Below are 17,425 nucleotides of genomic sequence, written 5' to 3'. Positions count from 1 at the left end.
TAATTTTGGCAAGAGAATGACGGCCGCCCGCTTGGGGCGACCGCCTGAGCACTTACCGCTCCATTCGCACCAGAACAGATGCCGTACCCCTCAGGTTTTCCTGCCACCGCAGGCGAACACCGTCTTCGTTGTTCCCCTGCTCGACATCGACATAGGGCGTGGCATAGCGAACTGTGCCAAGCGTACTTCTGAGCGCCCCCAGCGCGGTGACGGAATCGCAGCTTCGCGCCTTGCCCTTGAATGGCAAGCGGGCAGAGGTCCAAACGCTCCATGTCCCGGCAGCCGTGTTCTGTGTATGGCGAAGCCGAAGAGGGTTCGCTACTTTCTTGTCGATACCGTGAAAGGTGTTGTTCTGGAACGTCACATTGACGTGGCGATCCTTATTGAGGTCAGCAAACGTTGTATCCACCCGCTCGGCGCGTTCAATGTCGCTGCTGCTTGACCGGAACACGTTCCCCGTTACCGAAAGCCCGTTCAGAAAATGCCCCGGCCCATGGGGGCGGACCACGATATAGCTGAACCAGGGCGGTGCTTCGCTGGAATAGAAGATGTTGTCCGTGATGCTCATGGCGCTGAACGAATTGCCCGAAACATAGCTGGGTTCTGCGTCGCGCTCGTTGCTCCATTCGATAAAGCAGTTGTCGATGTAGTTCTGGGCAATGGTCGAGCTGTTGTAGGTGCCAATCATGATCAGGCCAGCGGTGCGAACGCCCTGCGGAATGCTGTCCCCCTGAAAGAAATGATTGCCCAAAATCATGTTGTTGTCGCCGCCCACCACGGCGAAATGCTTGAACCTTACGACGCGGTTATGGCGCAGCTTGATGTCATTCGCGTTTGTGTTCAGCGCAATCGAGTTACGCTCGGGCACGGTGAAGGATTCCTCGGCGGACAGGAACTGGCAATTGTCGATCAGCATCCCCTTGCACCCGGTCCCGGTTGACGAGATGCCGCGATCTTTGGGGCGGCTGATGAAACAATCGTTCAGCGAAAACGTGCTGCCCGACTGCGCCAGACGGATGGCGCTGCACCGGCTGTTGCACTGGAATTCGATCTGCTCCATGCCGAATTTGCGCAGCGTACTGAAGCCGCTGAAATCCAGCAGATATTTGAAGGACTGGAACGTATAGGTCTGCGTGCCCGAGGCGTCATAGATCGGCGCATTCAGCGTGATCTCGCCCGCACCGACATCCTTGGATCGCACGTAAATCTCGCGCCCCACGCCTGCGCCCTGCACCAGTGATCCAACAGGGATATTCGCCACATTGGCCACATCCGTAAGGCGGGTATTGTCGGAAGGGTCATAGGTGGCGACCGAGGTGAAGGTCTCGGTGTCCCAATCCGTGCTGCTTTTGACGTCGAACTGTCCGTTACGGATCACACGTCGGGTGGAGAAGCCTTGCTTGTTGGGCACAGCCGCCGCCATATCAATCGGCCCCGTCACCGCGACCTTGCGCCCGCCAAGATCCAGCGAGTCGTGGTCCGAGTTGTTCAGCAAAGCCTGAAATGCCTTTTTGAAGGCCAGTTCCTCATCCCCGAAAGCGGTGATGTAGGCAGGCAGATCGAAATTCTTGGTCAACAGCAGCATCTTGTCGTCGGGCATGGTCACCGTGCCTTCGAAATCCATCTCGGACGCCATGCTGGTATTTTCGGCCAAATGATACGTGCCCTGCGGAACATAGACCCGACGACCGCCCGCAGCCTGATCCGCCGCCTCGAACGCAGCCGAGTCATCGGTGACACCGTCGCCAATGGCCCCGTAATCGCGCACATCCACAACGCTGATCATCTCGCGCAGGAACACGCCGCTCACATCCGTGATCTCGATGTCATCGACCCGCACCAGTGCGCCGTTGGCACCAAGGATATCCAGACCAAAATGGCCGTACAGCGCATCGACACCCCAGGGCATGTCCACCCCGGGGCGACGCCCGGTGCCGACGATTGCGGTGATTTCATGCACTGCCCCATAGCCGGAAAGCTGCGTCGCCGGCCCCTCTTCGATCACGCCGGTCAGGTTTGTATCCCCGGCCCCGCCAGCCCAGGCCGCAATCCGAACCTCGGGCAACGGACCGCTGACGGCTTTGACACGCGCCTTGATCTGCAGATAGCAGCCGGGCAGCAGTGGCGTCTGGCCCATATAGCGCAATTGCTGCGTTGGATTGACCTTCAGAATCTCAAGACAGCCGCCAAAATCCGCATCCGCTGGCACAAATGCCCCCGTGCCCGACCCGGCATAGGTGGGCGAGCCCGGTGTCCCGTCCCCCGCAGACCAAACCCCCAGACCATCCGCGAATTGAGGCGGCATGAAAACGATGCCGTCGGTGATTGCCTTGTTCATAGAAATCCCTTTCCCAATCGCGCCGCACAGAACAGCGACACGTTCAAACCCTCAGCCCGGGTCCACCCCGAACGCGAAAGTCTGAGTATCCAAAAGGGATTAACTGCGGCTCATCCCACCGTGACGGTGGCGTTGCCTCAGGCTGATGGGTCGGAATTGCCCAGCAATTGCACGCCGTTGATTTTCCAACCGTTTTCCTGCTCGATCATCTGGTAGTCGAGAATGTGAACCCGGCCGTCACCATCCACGATCATGACCTTTTGCCACAGCGCGCCCGCAATCTCGCGCAGTTCCAGAAACCGCACCTCGGACGGCCGCCACACCATCGGATAGCCGTTGCGCACCATGGCACCAAAGTTGTCGGGATTCTGGAACAGGCGCTGGATATTCGGGCTGGCAAAGGTGAAGGCGGTGGCGAAATCATCGGCTTCGAACGCTTCGATCTGCGCCGCGATATTGGCCTCGATCTCTTCGCTCTGACCATAGGCACCCGAAGCCAGAGCGACACTCAGGGATACAGCAAGCAAAAATCGACGCATGGGGCCACCTCCTGACGGAAGGGTAGCCCCAAGCGGGATCAGGTCAAATCAGACCAGCTCTCCGGCCAGGGCCTTGTCGATCAGTGCGATCGTCTCGGCCACGCCGTAAAGCGCGATGAAACCACCAAAGCGCGGCCCCTGCGAGGCCCCCAGCAGCACCTCATAAAGCGCCGTGAACCAACCGCGCATCGGGTCGAACCGCTCGCGTCCGATGGAATAGACCACTGATTGCAGCGCCTCGTCCTCGACCGGGCCGTCATAGGCCTCAAGCGCAGCTTTCAGCGCCTCCAGCGCTTCGCGTTCCTGATCGGTTGGCGCGCGGTGCTTGCGGGTCGGTTTGACGAAGTCGTTGAAGTAGCGCACGGCAAAGCCCGCCGCCTGATCCAGATCGGGATGGCTTTCCGCAGTCGCGTCGGGCGCGTAACGGCGGATAAAGCCCCACAACGCCTCTTTGTCCTCGGCCCCGGACACTGATGCCAGGTTCAGCAACATCGCAAAGGGCACCATCAGGGTCGACTCGGGCACCTCTCCGCCATGGATATGCCAAACCGGGTTGTTCAACTGCGCCTTCAGGTCCTGACCCGGATAGGCACGCAACTGTTGATGATACTCGTCATAAGCTTTTGGGATCACATCAAAATGCATCCGCTTGGCGGTCTTGGGCTTTTGATACATGAAATAGGCCAGCGACTCGGTCGGCGCATAGGTCAGCCATTCGTCAATCGACACGCCATTGCCGGAGGACTTGGAGATCTTCTGACCGTTTTCATCCAGAAACAGCTCATAGCTGAAATGCTCAGGCGCACGGCCACCCAACGCACGGCAGATCGCGTCATAGATCTTTTCGTTGGTCGCGTGTTCTTTGCCGTACATCTCGAAATCGACGCCCAGCGCCGCCCAGCGCGCGCCGAAATCCGGCTTCCACTGCAGCTTCACGTGGCCGCCGGTGACGGGCACGGTCCATTCCTTGCCGGTTTCATCGTCAAAGGTCACCGTGAAGGTCTCGGCGCAGACCTTTTTCATCGGCACATACATGACCCGCCCGCTTTCCGGGTGCAGCGGCAGGAAGATCGAATAGGTCTGCTGGCGTTCTTCCCGCAGGCTTTTCAGCATGATTGCCATGATCTCGTCATAGCGTTCGACCGCGCGCTTGAGGATCTCGTCAAACTGCCCGGACTCGTAGAATTCCTTGGCCGAATAGAACTCGTAATCGAACCCAAAGGTATCAAGAAACCGCCGCAGCATCGCGTTGTTGTGCGCGCCAAAGCTGTCGTATTCACCGAACGGATCCGGGACCGAGGTCAGCGGGCGCTGCAAATGCTGTTCAAGTATCTCAGGGTTCGGTACATTGGTCGGAACCTTGCGCATCCCGTCCAGATCGTCTGAGAAACAGATCAGCTTGGTGGGGATATCCGACAGCGCCTCGAACGCACGCTTGACCATCGTGGTCCGCGCAACTTCGCCAAACGTGCCGATATGCGGCAAGCCAGAAGGGCCATAGCCCGTTTCAAACAGAACATAGCCCTTTTCCGGCGCATTCTTCTGATAGCGTTTGAGCAACCGGCGCGCCTCTTCAAAAGGCCAGGCCTTGGACGACATTGCGGTGTCACGCAGTTCAGACATTTCGATATGCTCCATCGGGAAGGCTGTGCCGGTCACCCGATGCGACCGGACCGACCCCTCCTATTGTGCTAGTGCAGCATGAGTCAATAATGGCTCATGCTTTTTCGGCCCAGCAAGCGTGGCAGGCTGGTCGCGCGCAGACGAAATCGGCCTGACTGGTCAGCCAATCCCCAAGATCGCGCGCGCCTCGGCCGGAGATGCGACCGCGCGCCCGGCGTTGCCAGCACATGTGGCCAGCGCTTCGATCAACTGCCCGTTGCCCGAGGTTTTGTCGCCTGACGGCAGATAGAACGTGTCCTCAACCCCGGTGCGCAACATACCACCCAACTCGGCGCTCAGCTGGTGCACTGGCCAAATGTCCGCCCGCCCGATCAGCGTTGTCTGCCATTTTGATCCGGGGATCATGTATTTCTGAAGCAGACGCAGCAGATCACCATCCACCGGCATGCCCGAGGCGACACCCATCACAAGGTTATACTGTGCTTGCCTGGCCATTCCCGCACGCACATACATCTCGACCGAGCGGACAATGCCCACGTCAAAGCACTCAAACTCGGGAATGCTTCCGGTCTCTGCCATTACGTCCAAAAAGCCCTGCACCTTTTCGGGCGGGTTATCGAAGACCATCGGTGGCCAGGCCCAATCGCCCGAGGCCCGCAGCTTGAGGTAGTTCAGCGTCCCGGCATTGCAGGCCGCAATCTCGGGCCTGAGTTCACGCAACACACCGACCGGTGCGCTGATATCCGCACCGGGCAAGCCGGTGGTCGAATTGATCAGCACGTCCGGACAGGCATCGCGGATTGCATCAGTAATGTCGCGGGCAACTTTTGGATCCCAGCTGGGCAAGTGACCGCGACCGGGGCCCTGATCCCTGTAATGGACATGAATGATCGACGCCCCTGCATCATAAGCCTCATGCGCCGAGGCTGCGCAGTCTTCGGGGGTAACCGGAACGGGATGCTGCGCCGGGTTGGTCAGCACCCCGTTCAGCGCACAGGTCAGGATCGCCTTATCCATGGTTAAGGCCGTGGCAGGCACCAAACGCAGCGGGTTTGATGGGGGTGGTTGGGTCGTTCAAATGGGGGCTCATAAAGGCTCCTGTTCGGGGGGATTTGCATAGATTGCGTCGATTAAAGCGGCATGGTTTTCCTCGATCACCCGGCGCTTCATCTTAAGGGTCGGGGTCAGTTCATCGGCGTCCTGAGACAGAGGTCGGTCCAGAATACGGAATTCATGCACCTGATTGACGCGAGAATAACGAGGGTTGATCTGGGCAATGGCGGCAGCGACAACCTCTTGCACGCGGGGATGCAACGGTGTCGGATTGTCCAACCCTTCAGCCTTGGCAAAGGCGGCCAGCGCATCTTCTGAGATACTCAGCAGCGCGGCCACGAATTTGCGCCCATCTCCCAACAACATGGCGTGTTCGACCAGCGGAATATCCGTCAGGTCATTTTCAATCGCGGCGGGCGAGATGTTCTTGCCGCCGGTGGTGATCAGAATTTCTTTCTTGCGCCCGGTGATGGTGACAAACCCATCCTCGTCGATCTGCCCCAAGTCACCTGTAAGAAGCCAGCCATCTTCGGTCAGGGTTTCGCTGCTGGATTCAGGGTCTTTCAGATACCCATCAAAGACGTTCGGACCACGCACCAAAACCTCACCGTCCTCGGCAACGCGCGCCTCGATGCCCGGCAGAGGTTTGCCGACACTGCCCAATCGGTTGGCGCTGGCGCAGTTCATCGTGCTGGGGCCGCAGGCCTCGGACTGGCCGTAACCTTCATAGACATCGATGCCGAGGCCGAAAAAGAACTGCAGTGTCTGAACCGAGATCGGTGCCGCAGAGGACAGGATCGTACCGCAATCCGCCAGCCCCAATGCGCGGCGCACCCTTCTCAGCAACAGCCGATCAGCCAGACGGTATTGCAGCGCAAGGCCAAAGCCGGGCTTTTGACCCCCAAGCCGCTTTTGAGCCACCTCCTGCCCAACACCCAGTGCCCAGCGCGCCATCGCGCCTTTGGCCCCTTTTGCCGCAGCAACACCCGTGGTGATCCGTTCTTCGATCTTCTGCCAGACGCGCGGCACGCCCAGAAACACCGTTGGGCGGCACAGGGGCAGCACATCGCGCATGGTCAAAGGGTCCAGACAATACCAGACCTGACTTCCAAACACGGCTTGGCCCAAAATCGAGTTGTTGAACTCTGCAATATGGGCCAGCGGCAGGTATGACAGCATACGCGCGCCGTCCTTGACCTGCATGAACTCACCAAGCGTCTGCGTTATCCAGATCGCGGCGCGATGCGACAGCACAACCGCCTTCGGTTTCCCGGTGGTCCCCGATGTATAGACTAGAAGTGCCGTGTCTTTCAGCGTCAGCGCATTGCGGCGGGCGTCCAATTCGGGCTGAAACTCTGCCCCGCCAAGCCCAAGGAAATCGGGCCAGGACAGCACATCGGCCTCTGCCACCTGTCGGTTCATGGACACGACGTGGCGCAGATCCGGGGCATCTGCCCGCACCGATTGCACCCGCGACAGGTTTTCGTCGGTGTCGCACAAGACCAACGGGCAATCCGAATGGCGGATGATATAATCGACCTCTTTGGCTGATGAGGTGAAATAGATCCCTGTCGGATTGCACCCGGCCGCCATTGCGGCATGGGCCATGACCACCCATTCCGGGCGATTGCGGCCGAGAATGCAAACGACCTGTCCGGGGTCAAGCCCCAAGGCGATCAATGCACGACCCGCCCGTTCCACCTCGGCCCCGAACCCCGACCAGCTTTGCGATTGCCAATCCCCATCAACCTCGTGCCAATAGGCGGGCGCATCCCCAAGACGCCTGACGGTGTCGATCAGGTGAAGCGGTACGGGCTTCAGGGTATTGGCGTCGATCGGCTGCATCTCGTCCTTTCCGGAGTCAGGACTGTTTATTGCCGGAACCGCGATCCGGGCGGCGGCGTGGTTTCAGGCGGGCCAGCAAAGCACTGGGCGTTTTCCATCCATTCCCGCGCCAGATCACCCGAAACGGTCAGATCGGTGTCCACATAGCTGCGCGTCTGCGTCACCGCCTGCGCAAACCCAAGGGCCGAACCGCTGATCTGCCCCACCGATGCGTCGCCAAATTGCCAGACCTCGCCCGAGGGCGCAGTCAGTTCGACGGCAGGCATCGCAGGCGGCACCTCTTTCCCGCGCAGTTGGAACGAAAACCCGAATGTGTTGACGCCCAGAATGACGATGTTCTTGATCCGGTCGCTCTCGGCGCGTTCCGCGCCGAACAGGTCAAAGACCTCGTGCCCATGGGCCCAGGTCTCCATCTGGCGCGCGCTGATGGACGAACGCGCCGACATCGACGGTCCCACCCAGGGCAGTCGCGTTTTGGGATCCACACCCTGCCAGCGGGTGGCCATATCGCGGAAGTAATCCCGCCAGAGGGTCAGCAGCGCCTCGCCCCGTTCCGGGATGGCGGCGTTTTCCATGGCCCGAAACCCGAGTGTCTGGATTTTGGGCAGGCTTTCACCCAGCATCGCATTGAACGCATCCGCCGAGGTCAGCGACAGATCGGCAGCCCGGTTCCAGAAATGCAGATGCACCAACACATCATTCACCGTCCACCCCTTGAACTGGGTGGGCGCATCCCAACGTCCGTTGCACTGCGCCTCGATTACGGCAGCCAATGCTTCGCTTTCCTCCAGAAAGGCAGTGACCTGTTCCATTATGTCTCCAACAGAGTATTGAGCCGGTCAACGGCGTCCAGAAAATCGGCTTTGAAATCCTGAACGACCTGCCCGGCCGAGGTTGTTTCATTCATCAATCCAACCGCCTGTCCGACCCAATAAGTCGCCAGTTCGGTCGCACCCTGATGCCCGGCTGAGGCCAGTTTTTCGGTCAGATGCAATGCCGGCTCACTGACGATGGTCTGGAACGGCATCGGCAGGGGGGAAACTTCGCTGTCCTCCCACGCATCTGTCCAGGCCGATTTCAACTGTCGGGACACCTTACCGGTACGCGACCTGCTGCGCACAGTGTCCGAGGACGTGGCCGCCAGCATCTTGTCCTTGATCGGCTGCGCCGGTTCCCCTTCGGCAGTTGTCAGCCAAACCGAACCGCACCACGCGCCCGCGGCCCCCATCGCCATCGCGCCCGCCATCTGCCGACCGGTGGCAATACCGCCCGCCGCCAAAACCGGCCTGCCCTGCGCGACCGAGACGATCTCGGGCGTCAGCACCATGGTTGAAACCTCACCGCAATGACCACCCGCTTCGCCGCCCGCAGCCACAAGAATATCCACCCCGGCGGCAATCTGCCGTTCGGCGTGTTTCTTTGCCCCGACCAGAGCGGCCACCGGAACGCCCCGCTCATGCGCCATGTCGATCATGATCTTCGGCGGCTCACCCAAAGCGTTTGCGATCAGCTTGATAGGGAACGAGAACGCAACCTCAAGCATAGCCTGCGCGCCTTCTGCATCCATGTTGCGGGCGAAATCCAGGAACCTGATCCGATCCTCGTCAATCCCGGACGTGTCGATGCCATGGCTTTGCAAAACTTGTTCGGCCAGTTGTTTCTGCTCGGCGGGCAACGCGGCCAACAATTGGTCGGGGTCAAGCCCGGCGCCAGAGGCCGCAAGGTTGTTCGGCACGATCAGGTCCACGCCATAAGGTTTGCCATCGACGTTGGCGTCAATCCATTCCAGTTCCTGCCGCAACTGCTCGGGCGTGTACATCACCGCGCCGAACACACCCATCCCACCTGCCCGCGACACCGCAGCGACCACATCCCGGCAGTGGCTGAAAGCAAACAGCGGGAACTCCAGCCCCATATTTTTGCACAGATCGGAATTCACGGCGTGTCTTCCTCCAACGCGATCATCAGCGCGCCAGCGGTCAGCTGCGCACCGGCCTGGGTGACAACCTCGCGGACCTGTCCGTCGCGCGTGGCCGTGATCTGGTGCTGCATCTTCATCGCTTCGAGGACGGCCAGCGTCTGGCCCTTTTCGATCTCATCACCCGGCGCGACGTTGATCGAGACCACAACCCCCGGCATCGGAGCCACGATCCGGCTGCCGCCCGCATCGTCGCCTGACGCGGCCAACGGATCGAAAATCGTGAAGGTAAGGTCAACGGTGTCGCGGCGCAGACCGAATTGGCCATTGCCCCAGCGGTTGAAGCTGACGGTAACGCGCCGCCCGTCCAGCGTCAGGGTTGCGCTGGTGTCGCCCATGGCCTGAACCGTCACGACAAAGCTGTCATCGCCGCAACGGACGTCGAAATGATCGCCAACCGGCGAGACAGAGACCTTGGCCTCGGCCTCGCCGTGGATCAGTGTGACCATGTTCGGCAGCGGCGCAACGCTGTGCCAGTCCAGCAGTTCTTCGCTGACAACGGTGGATCGCGCAAACAGGCGGTCGCGGTCCTGACAATGGATCAGAACGGCGGTCAACGCGAAATCGGCGGGCCGGGCCTGAACCGGGTCGACGCCATCGGGATAGGTCTCGGCGATAAAGGCCGTGGTGGCCGACCCGTCGGCGAAACCGGGCTGGTTCAACGCGTCGATCAGAAAGCCGCGATTGGTGGTCAGACCCAACAGCGCGGTTTCCTTCAGCCCGGCGACCAGACGACGACGCGCCACGTCGCGGTTGGGGCCGAAGCCGATCACCTTTGCCAGCATCGAATCGTAAAAGGGCGAGACCTCACCCCCCGTTTCGATGCCGGTATCGGTGCGCATCCCTTCGCCGTCGGGTGTTTGCCACAGGGCAATCGGGCCAGTCGCGGGCGCGAAATCGGCGCCGGGGTCTTCGGCATATAGCCGCGCCTCGATGGCGTGCCCGTCCAGCCGTACATCCGCTTGCGTCAACGGCAGGGGCAGGCCCTGCGCCACGATGATCTGCAACTCGACCAGATCGAGGCCGGTGATGGCCTCGGTCACCGGGTGTTCGACCTGCAACCGCGTGTTCATTTCCAGGAAGTAGAACGCACCCGAGGCGTCCAGAAGGAATTCCACCGTACCCGCGCCGCGATAGTCCACCGCTCGGGCGGCGGCGATTGCCGCGTCGGTCATCTCCTTGCGCAGTTCGGGCGTCATCACCGGGCATGGCGCTTCTTCCAGAACCTTCTGGTGACGGCGCTGGACCGAGCAATCGCGTTCGCCCAGATGCAGGGTTGTGCCGTGATCGTCAGCAAAGACCTGAACCTCGACATGGCGCGGTGCGATGACGGCTTTTTCCAGAATCAATTCGCCGAACCCAAAGGCATTTTCCGCCTCGGACCGGGCCAGTTGCAATCCTGCGGCCAGATCGTCGGCACCACGCACGATCCGCATCCCGCGCCCGCCGCCACCGGCAGCGGCCTTGATCATCAGCGGGAATCCGATTTTGGCGGCGGCCTCGGTCAACGCGGCGTCGGATTGATCCTCGCCCTCATAACCCGGCACGCAGGGAACCCCGGCCGCTATCATCAGCCGTTTTGCGGCTGCCTTGTTGCCCATCGCGGCGATTGCGCTGGCCGGTGCGCCAATAAAGGCCAACCCCGCCGCGCCAACGGCGGCGGCAAACGCCTCATTCTCGGACAGAAAGCCATAGCCCGGATGGATCGCCTGTGCGCCCGCCTGTTGTGCGGCGGCAATGATGGCATCGCCGCGCAGATAGCTGTCCGCCGGGGCCGAGCCACCGATATGAACCGCATCGTCCGCCAGTTTCACATGGCGCGCGTCGCGATCCGCGTCCGAGTAAACCGCGACCGTCCGCAGGCCCAGCCGCCGAGCGGTGTCGATGACGCGGCAGGCGATCTCACCCCGGTTGGCAATCAGAATTGTGTCAAACATCTTCGGCCTCGGCCCATTTCGGATTTCGTTTCTGCATAAAGCTGGTGACGCCTTCGATCCCTTCGGGCGACAGCAGGCACCCGGTGAAGTCGTCGGCGGCGCGGGCAATCTGGTCCTGTCGTGGCAGGCTTTCCATGTCGCGCAACAGCGCCTTGGTCACCGCCAGAGCATTGGGGGATACATGGGTGATCTGCGCCCGAATGTCGGTCAAGGCCGCATCAATCCCGTCTGCGCCGCTGACCAACTGATCGACCAACCCAACCTCAACGGCTTGCTGGCCGGTCAGAGTGGCAGCAGACAGCATCAAACGGCGTGTCTGACGCCGCCCCAGCCGCCGCTGCACCATGGGCGCGATCTGGGCGGCAACGATGCCGATCCGGGTCTCCGTCAGGGCTAATTTGGCGTTTTCCTCGGCGATCACCAGATCACCGCAGCAGACCATGCCAAAACCTCCGGCCATGGCGGCCCCTTCGACCACGATGACCACGAATTGCGGCAACTGATCGATGGCATCGAACACCATAGCCCCACGGACCGACGCCGCGATGACCTCATCGCGCGCATCCGCTCCTTGGAAAGCGGATTGAAACGCCCGCAGGTCCCCTCCGGCGCAGAACACTCCGCCCCGACCGCGCAGAACCACGCCGCGAATGTCACGGCGTTCCAGCAAATTGGCGCAGAGGGCCAGCAACTCATCGATCCGCTCGAACGTCAGCGGGTTGCGACGGGCCGGTTCGTTGAACCAGACCGTCAGCCACCCGCCCTGCTGTTCAAGGTCCAGATGCTTATAGGCAGCGCCGTCCATCACATCCGCCCCACGCCAAATGCGTTGGGTTTGAGACGGCGATTGCGGCCTTCCTCGACCGTTTCCAGACACATGGCCAGAACCTTGCGGCTGTCGCGCGGATCGATGATGCCATGGTCCAGAACACGCCCCGAGGTGACGAAGCTGTCGGATTGTTCGTCAAATATATGGCGGATGATCTTGCCTTGCTGCTCCAACGCCTCTTTCGGCACGTCTATGCCCTTGCGCTTGGCGGTCATGGCCTGCACGACACCCATGGTCTTGGCAGCCTGTTCGCCCCCCATCACACCGGATTTCGAATTCGGCCAGGCAAACAGAAAATCGGGCGCAAAGCCACATCCGGCCATGCCGTAATTCCCGGCCCCGAAGCTGGACCCGATATACATAGTGATCTTGGGCACCCGCATGTTGGTGACTGCCTGAATCATCTTGGAGCCGTGCTTGATCATGCCCGCTTGTTCATAGGCGGTGCCGACCATGTAACCTGTGGTGTTGTTCAGGAAGATGACCGGGATGTCCGCCTGATCGCAAAGCTGGAAGAACTGCGTGGCCTTGTTTGCCCCTTGCGTATCAATCGGACCATTATTGCCAATGATGCCGCAGGCAAACCCGTGGATCGAGGCGCGCATACAGACGGTGGCCGGGCCGAAATCCGGTTTGAAATCCTCAAACTCAGACCCGTCGACCAGACGCGCCACCACTTCGCGCACGTCATAGGGCACCTTGGGGTCGGCAGGCACAATCCCGGCCAGTTCCGCCGGGTCATAGACCGGAGGTTCAAACGCGCGGCGCGGCGGCATGGACTGTCCCTTGTTCCAGTCAAGCTTGCCGACCACATCGCGGGCCATGGCAATCGCCTGCACATCATCCTCGGCCAGATACTCGACCAGACCGCTGACCGAGGCGTGCATCTCGGCCGAGCCGAGCTCTTTCTCGTCCGCCTCTTCCCCGGTGGCCGCATAGACCAAGGCGGCCCCGGCCAGCGCCGCCATGCCGTTCTTTTTCACCCCGATCACATAATCCGACAAGCCGGGCATATAGGCCCCGCCCGCGGTCGAGGCCCCGTGCAGAACTGCGATTGTGGGAATGCCTGCCGCGCTCATCCGGGCCAGATTGGCAAAGGCTGTGCCGCCCTGCGCCCACATTTCGACCTTGTAATTGGTCAGGTCGGCCCCCGCGCTTTCGACCAGATGAACAAAGGGCAGCTTGTGCCGCAGCGCCAACCGCTGCACGCTTAGCCCGGCCTCAAGCCCCTTGACGCCCATCGCACCAGCTTTGATGCCGCTGTCATCCACCCAGATGATGCAGCGCACGCCCTTCACAAATCCGATCCCCGCGATCAGCGAAGACCCCGGCACCGATTTCTCTTCTTTCGAACTGTCGATCAGATACCCAGCAATGGTGTGCAGCGCCAGAAACGGCATTCCGGGATCAAGCAGCCGGGCCAGACGCTCGCGCGGTAAAATCTGCCCGCGCTTTTCGAACCGCTCGCGCTTCTGTTCCGACAGCTTCACGGGCCGCGCCTCAAGCTCGCGCAGCTTTTCGACCAGAGACAGCATCGCCGCCTGATTTTCGTGAAAAGTTTCGCTGCTGGTCTGAATTGATGATTGATATGGCACTGTGGCTCTCATATAAAACAGGACGTCCTGTTTTTTTCACAAGTCCAGAGCAGCCTGTCAACATGAAAACCAACGCGACTTCGTCTGACGCAACTGGTACATCGCCCCGTCGCCAGCAGGATCGCGCCGTTGCGACACGGCGCGCGGTGCTGGATTCCGTGATCGAATGCCTTGACCAACTTGGCTATGCCGAGACCAGTTTCAGCGCGATCCAAAGCCGGTCAGGCCTGTCGCGCGGATCGGTGAACTATCACTTTCCAACCCGTCACGACATGATCGTGGCCGCTGCGGAACTGATGTTGGACAACGCCCGCGCCGGTGCGATCAGCTATTTCGGACGCGCGCATGGTCAGGACAGCGCCGGGGACTATGGGCAGATCGCGCAATTGCTGTGGTCAAGGGTTGTGAACACCTCGGCCGGGCGCGCCTTTGTCGAACTGATGGTGGCTGCGCGCACCGACCCCAATCTGGAATTCGCGCTTAACGATATGCTGGCGCAGTGGGACGCGGATTTGAACCAGCAACTGCGCGCCACCTATCCCGATGATCCGGAATTGATGGTGACGGTCTGGGATCTTTGCCGCACCTATTTGCGCGGGCTGTTGATTCAGGCGCGGTTTGCGCCGGACCCGATGGCCCTGCAATCCAAAATCGACCAGTTCTCAAAAATCGTCTGGCAATTCGTTCAGTCCAGAAAAAGCACCTGATCACAGTTCCGGGGAAAGAGCATCATGTACGACATTACGCGGCCCGACCGTCATTTCAGCGCAGAACATCAGGCCTTCCGCAGCAGCCTGCGCGCCTTTGTCGAGGCCGAGATCATGCCCAATATCGACACATGGGAAGACGCCGGTCGCCTTCCCCGCGAGCTGTACAAGAAAGCTGCCGAGGTTGGATTTCAGGGCGTCGCCTTCCCCGAAGATCTGGGGGGCGCGAACGGTGATCTGTTCATGCAAGTGGTTGGCACCGAAGAGATCGCGCGCTGTGGTGCGGGGGGCGTTGCAGCCTCGCTGGGGTCTTTTTCGATTGCGCTGCCTCCGATCGCGCAAAGCGGCAACGCGGCACTGCTTGAAAAGTTCGTGAAACCGGTGATCGCAGGCGACCGCATCGCGGCGCTGGCCATAACCGAGCCCGGCGGAGGATCGGACGTGGCCGCCCTGCGCACCACGGCGATCCGGGATGGTGACCATTACATCGTGAACGGGGAAAAGACCTTTATCACCTCGGGCATGCAGGCCGATCAACTGACCGTGGCTGTGCGCACAGATCCTGACGATCAAAGCATGACCGGCATCTCGTTTCTGGTTGTCGAAGGCGACACGCCGGGGCTGACCCGGACAGAACTGAAAAAGATGGGCTGGTGGGCGTCGGACACCGCGCATCTGCATTTCGACAACTGCCGCGTTCCGGCTGAAAATCTGGTGGGTATGGAAGGCGAAGGCTTTCTGGCGGCCATGCTAAACTTCAACAATGAAAGACTGGCCCTGGCGGTGCATGCCTACACAATGGCGCAGGTCTGCTACGACGAGGCCCTGGCCTGGGCCAGACAACGCACCGCCTTCGGCAAACCACTGACAGCGCGTCAGGCCATTCAGCACAAGCTGATCGACATGGCGGCCCGGATCGATGCGGCCCGAACCCTGACCTATGACATCATCTGGCGCTACATGCAGGGCGCTGACCCCTTGAACATCCACGTCGCCCGCACCTCGATGGCCAAGGTAACAGCAACTGACGCGCTGAAATTTTGCGCCGATGAGGCGGTGCAGATTCTGGGCGGTGCGGGATATATGCGGGGGACGGCCTCGGAACGGATTTACCGCGAAGTGAAGGTGATGACCATCGGCGGCGGCACGGATGAGGTGCTGCGCAATCTGGCAGCGTCACAACTGGGGATTTGACGGGGCATTCATCCTCAAAGTTTCATCTGTCACCTGAAGCACATCGGCCTGCCTACAGATCAATTCAAACCGCTTTGCGTGCTGGAATTTTACCGGTCCGCATACGACCCCGGTCTGACGACCGGGGTCAAAGACAGATCAATGGCCGGTCAGGACCAGAGTGTTCACCGGCATCAGGATCAGTCGCAGACGCAATCCCGCAGCATGAACCACGCCGATGGTGTCGACGACATGCAGGAAGGCCCCTTCCCAAAACCCAAGGTATTCATGCTCTAGCCGTTCGTGGTTGTCGGTGTAGACATTTGCCAGACAGTTACTGCCCGGCGGAATGTCGTCGGTCATGCCTTTATACAGTGGCTCCATATACACCAGAATAGAACCGGGGTTGTTGTTGGTCTGCACGTCCCGCAACTCATCCGACGGGCGGATCTGGCCCGAGGGGATCACGTCCTGCACTTCGACCACGACCATCGGGATCACGGTAAAGGGTTTGGTCATGCAACCCAGCTCTCCGATCATGCCGGGTTTGATGACTTGTGCAGAAAGCTGGTTGAACGCAGCCTGAAACCTGTCATGCCCGGAATGCGACGGCACCAGAATACCGGCAGGACGTAAAAGCGGACTGACGTAATCCCCCACTTGCAGCCCGAATTGTTCGACCCGGCCGGTCACTCCGGCGTTGATCACGGTCTTGTCCAACTCGGTCAGCGCGGCGTCCAGTTGCGCATTTGCGCTGGCCAACTGGGCCGGGATCAACTCTTCGATCTGCTGAACCACCGCCGCGCGCCGGGATTCCGCAGCCGTAACCTGCGCCTCGCGCTCCTCTACCAGGTTCTCCAACCGCTCGATCTCGGTCAGACGAACGGCGCTCGATCCTTCGTCCCGCAGCGTGGTATTGCGTTCCAGATCCTCAAGCGATTGATCCAGCGCGGCGCGGGCACCGGCGATCCCGGCGTCGGCTTCAGCCAGATCGGTTTCGGCCACTTTCAACGAGGCCTGCACCTGAGCAACCTGCGCATGCGCGGCCTGAACCTGCGCCTGCTGAGTGAAGTCTTCGATCCGGAAAATCGGCTGGCCCGCCTGCACCAATTCGTTGTTGCGGACATAGACCTCGGACACGCGCCCACCCAGTTGCGGCAGGATGGTGACTGTCCTGAAATAGGACGCAGCGGTTGTGCTGGCCGGGTGGAAATAGAACAGCGTGGTGATGACCGTCAGGGCCAGAATGGCGCAGGTGGTCAGCCCCCAGCGCAATTCATACCACATGGTGAACAACGTAATCTCATGCCCGATCCGCTTACCTTGGACAAAGCGGCGGAACAGATAGTCGGGCAGCACCGTAATCAGGGCGCAGATCATCGTCTCGATCATGACTTAGTGCTCCTGCGCTTCGGTTTTGTCCGCACTCGGCGCGGCTGGGGGCGGCGCTTCGGGCAGCGTCTCTGGCACAGGTGACCGACCCAAAGATCGAATAGCGTCGGCAATGTTCTTCATCGGCGTCGCAAAATCCGGGAACTGGAACCCGGCAACCAGAATGGCCGCAATCCAGAAAATTCCGTTATGCGTGAACAGGGCCAACAGCGCCAGAATTCCCACCAACTGGAACTGCGGATGGTTGTTTTCATGCGCCATTTTCTCGGGAACCGAATGAAGTGTCAGGTAGCCAACACCGATCAGCACCACAAGCACCACAAAGAAAACGACCATGGCGGAGAAAAGGTAATCGCTCCCGTCAGCTGCGACGACGTATCTGGGAATATGCCCGGTGGCCATTGGATGAAGCTCTG

At 60.5% G+C, this 17,425-nt stretch carries 14 protein-coding genes; 2 read left to right on the top strand and 12 right to left on the bottom strand.

From position 1 onward, the window contains the following. Nucleotides 1-52: 52 nt before the first annotated feature. The 10 genes from ACR0KX_RS02220 to ACR0KX_RS02175 form a co-directional block, all read right to left on the bottom strand. Nucleotides 53-2,338: a glycosyl hydrolase family 28-related protein gene (locus tag ACR0KX_RS02220; RefSeq protein ID WP_170622331.1), complete on the bottom strand. Its 2,286-nt coding sequence runs from the start codon at nt 2,336-2,338 to the stop codon at nt 53-55. A gap of 137 nt (nt 2,339-2,475) precedes the next feature. Next, nucleotides 2,476-2,877, bottom strand: coding sequence for a DUF4864 domain-containing protein (locus ACR0KX_RS02215; protein ID WP_170452248.1), 402 nt, complete (start codon nt 2,875-2,877; stop codon nt 2,476-2,478). A gap of 48 nt (nt 2,878-2,925) precedes the next feature. Next, nucleotides 2,926-4,500: a lysine--tRNA ligase gene (locus ACR0KX_RS02210; protein ID WP_170453123.1), complete on the bottom strand. Its 1,575-nt coding sequence runs from the start codon at nt 4,498-4,500 to the stop codon at nt 2,926-2,928. A gap of 159 nt (nt 4,501-4,659) precedes the next feature. Continuing rightward, the gene (locus tag ACR0KX_RS02205; RefSeq protein WP_170452250.1) at nt 4,660-5,517 is read right to left on the bottom strand and encodes a beta-keto acid cleavage family enzyme; all 858 of its coding nucleotides are present in this window, start codon (nt 5,515-5,517) and stop codon (nt 4,660-4,662) included. A gap of 69 nt (nt 5,518-5,586) precedes the next feature. Continuing rightward, nucleotides 5,587-7,398: an AMP-dependent synthetase/ligase gene (locus tag ACR0KX_RS02200; RefSeq protein WP_480707798.1), complete on the bottom strand. Its 1,812-nt coding sequence runs from the start codon at nt 7,396-7,398 to the stop codon at nt 5,587-5,589. Between the two features lie 26 nt (nt 7,399-7,424). Next, the gene (locus ACR0KX_RS02195; RefSeq protein WP_170523153.1) at nt 7,425-8,210 is read right to left on the bottom strand and encodes a TIGR03084 family metal-binding protein; all 786 of its coding nucleotides are present in this window, start codon (nt 8,208-8,210) and stop codon (nt 7,425-7,427) included. Continuing rightward, nucleotides 8,210-9,337, bottom strand: a complete 1,128-nt coding sequence (locus tag ACR0KX_RS02190; RefSeq protein ID WP_480707797.1) for an NAD(P)H-dependent flavin oxidoreductase — start codon at nt 9,335-9,337, stop codon at nt 8,210-8,212. The genes ACR0KX_RS02195 and ACR0KX_RS02190 overlap by 1 nt, the downstream gene beginning before the upstream one ends. Continuing rightward, on the bottom strand, nt 9,334-11,313 hold the full coding sequence (locus ACR0KX_RS02185; RefSeq protein ID WP_480707796.1) for an acetyl/propionyl/methylcrotonyl-CoA carboxylase subunit alpha: 1,980 nt from the start codon (nt 11,311-11,313) through the stop codon (nt 9,334-9,336). Before ACR0KX_RS02185 ends, ACR0KX_RS02190 begins: the two co-directional genes overlap by 4 nt. Then, the gene (locus tag ACR0KX_RS02180) at nt 11,306-12,118 is read right to left on the bottom strand and encodes an enoyl-CoA hydratase-related protein (protein ID WP_170622326.1); all 813 of its coding nucleotides are present in this window, start codon (nt 12,116-12,118) and stop codon (nt 11,306-11,308) included. The genes ACR0KX_RS02185 and ACR0KX_RS02180 overlap by 8 nt, the downstream gene beginning before the upstream one ends. Beyond that, entirely contained in the window at nt 12,118-13,677 is a 1,560-nt protein-coding gene (locus tag ACR0KX_RS02175) for an acyl-CoA carboxylase subunit beta (RefSeq protein ID WP_480707795.1), read from the bottom strand. The genes ACR0KX_RS02180 and ACR0KX_RS02175 overlap by 1 nt, the downstream gene beginning before the upstream one ends. Nucleotides 13,678-13,799: 122 nt before the next feature. Between ACR0KX_RS02175 and ACR0KX_RS02170 the strand changes: the two genes are divergently transcribed. Together ACR0KX_RS02170 and ACR0KX_RS02165 are read left to right on the top strand one after the other, a co-directional pair. Then, nucleotides 13,800-14,444, top strand: a complete 645-nt coding sequence (locus ACR0KX_RS02170) for a TetR/AcrR family transcriptional regulator (RefSeq protein WP_170622324.1) — start codon at nt 13,800-13,802, stop codon at nt 14,442-14,444. 24 nt (nt 14,445-14,468) lie between these two features. After that, a complete protein-coding gene (locus tag ACR0KX_RS02165) occupies nt 14,469-15,638 on the top strand; it encodes an acyl-CoA dehydrogenase family protein (protein WP_170622323.1) in 1,170 nt (389 codons plus the stop codon). A 138-nt stretch (nt 15,639-15,776) separates the two neighbouring features. Here the strand turns inward: ACR0KX_RS02165 and ACR0KX_RS02160 are convergent, their stop codons facing one another. Then, complete coding sequence (locus ACR0KX_RS02160) at nt 15,777-17,009, bottom strand: HlyD family secretion protein (protein ID WP_170622322.1); 1,233 nt, start codon at nt 17,007-17,009, stop codon at nt 15,777-15,779. Between the two features lie 3 nt (nt 17,010-17,012). Continuing rightward, nucleotides 17,013-17,411: a hypothetical protein gene (locus ACR0KX_RS02155; protein WP_170453124.1), complete on the bottom strand. Its 399-nt coding sequence runs from the start codon at nt 17,409-17,411 to the stop codon at nt 17,013-17,015. Between the last annotated feature and the right edge of the window lie 14 nt (nt 17,412-17,425).

The sequence above is a fragment of the Ruegeria sp. BG5 genome (assembly GCF_056538425.1).
The sequence above is the reverse complement of the archived record's forward strand: the minus strand, read 5'-3'. Positions and strand labels throughout refer to the sequence as shown.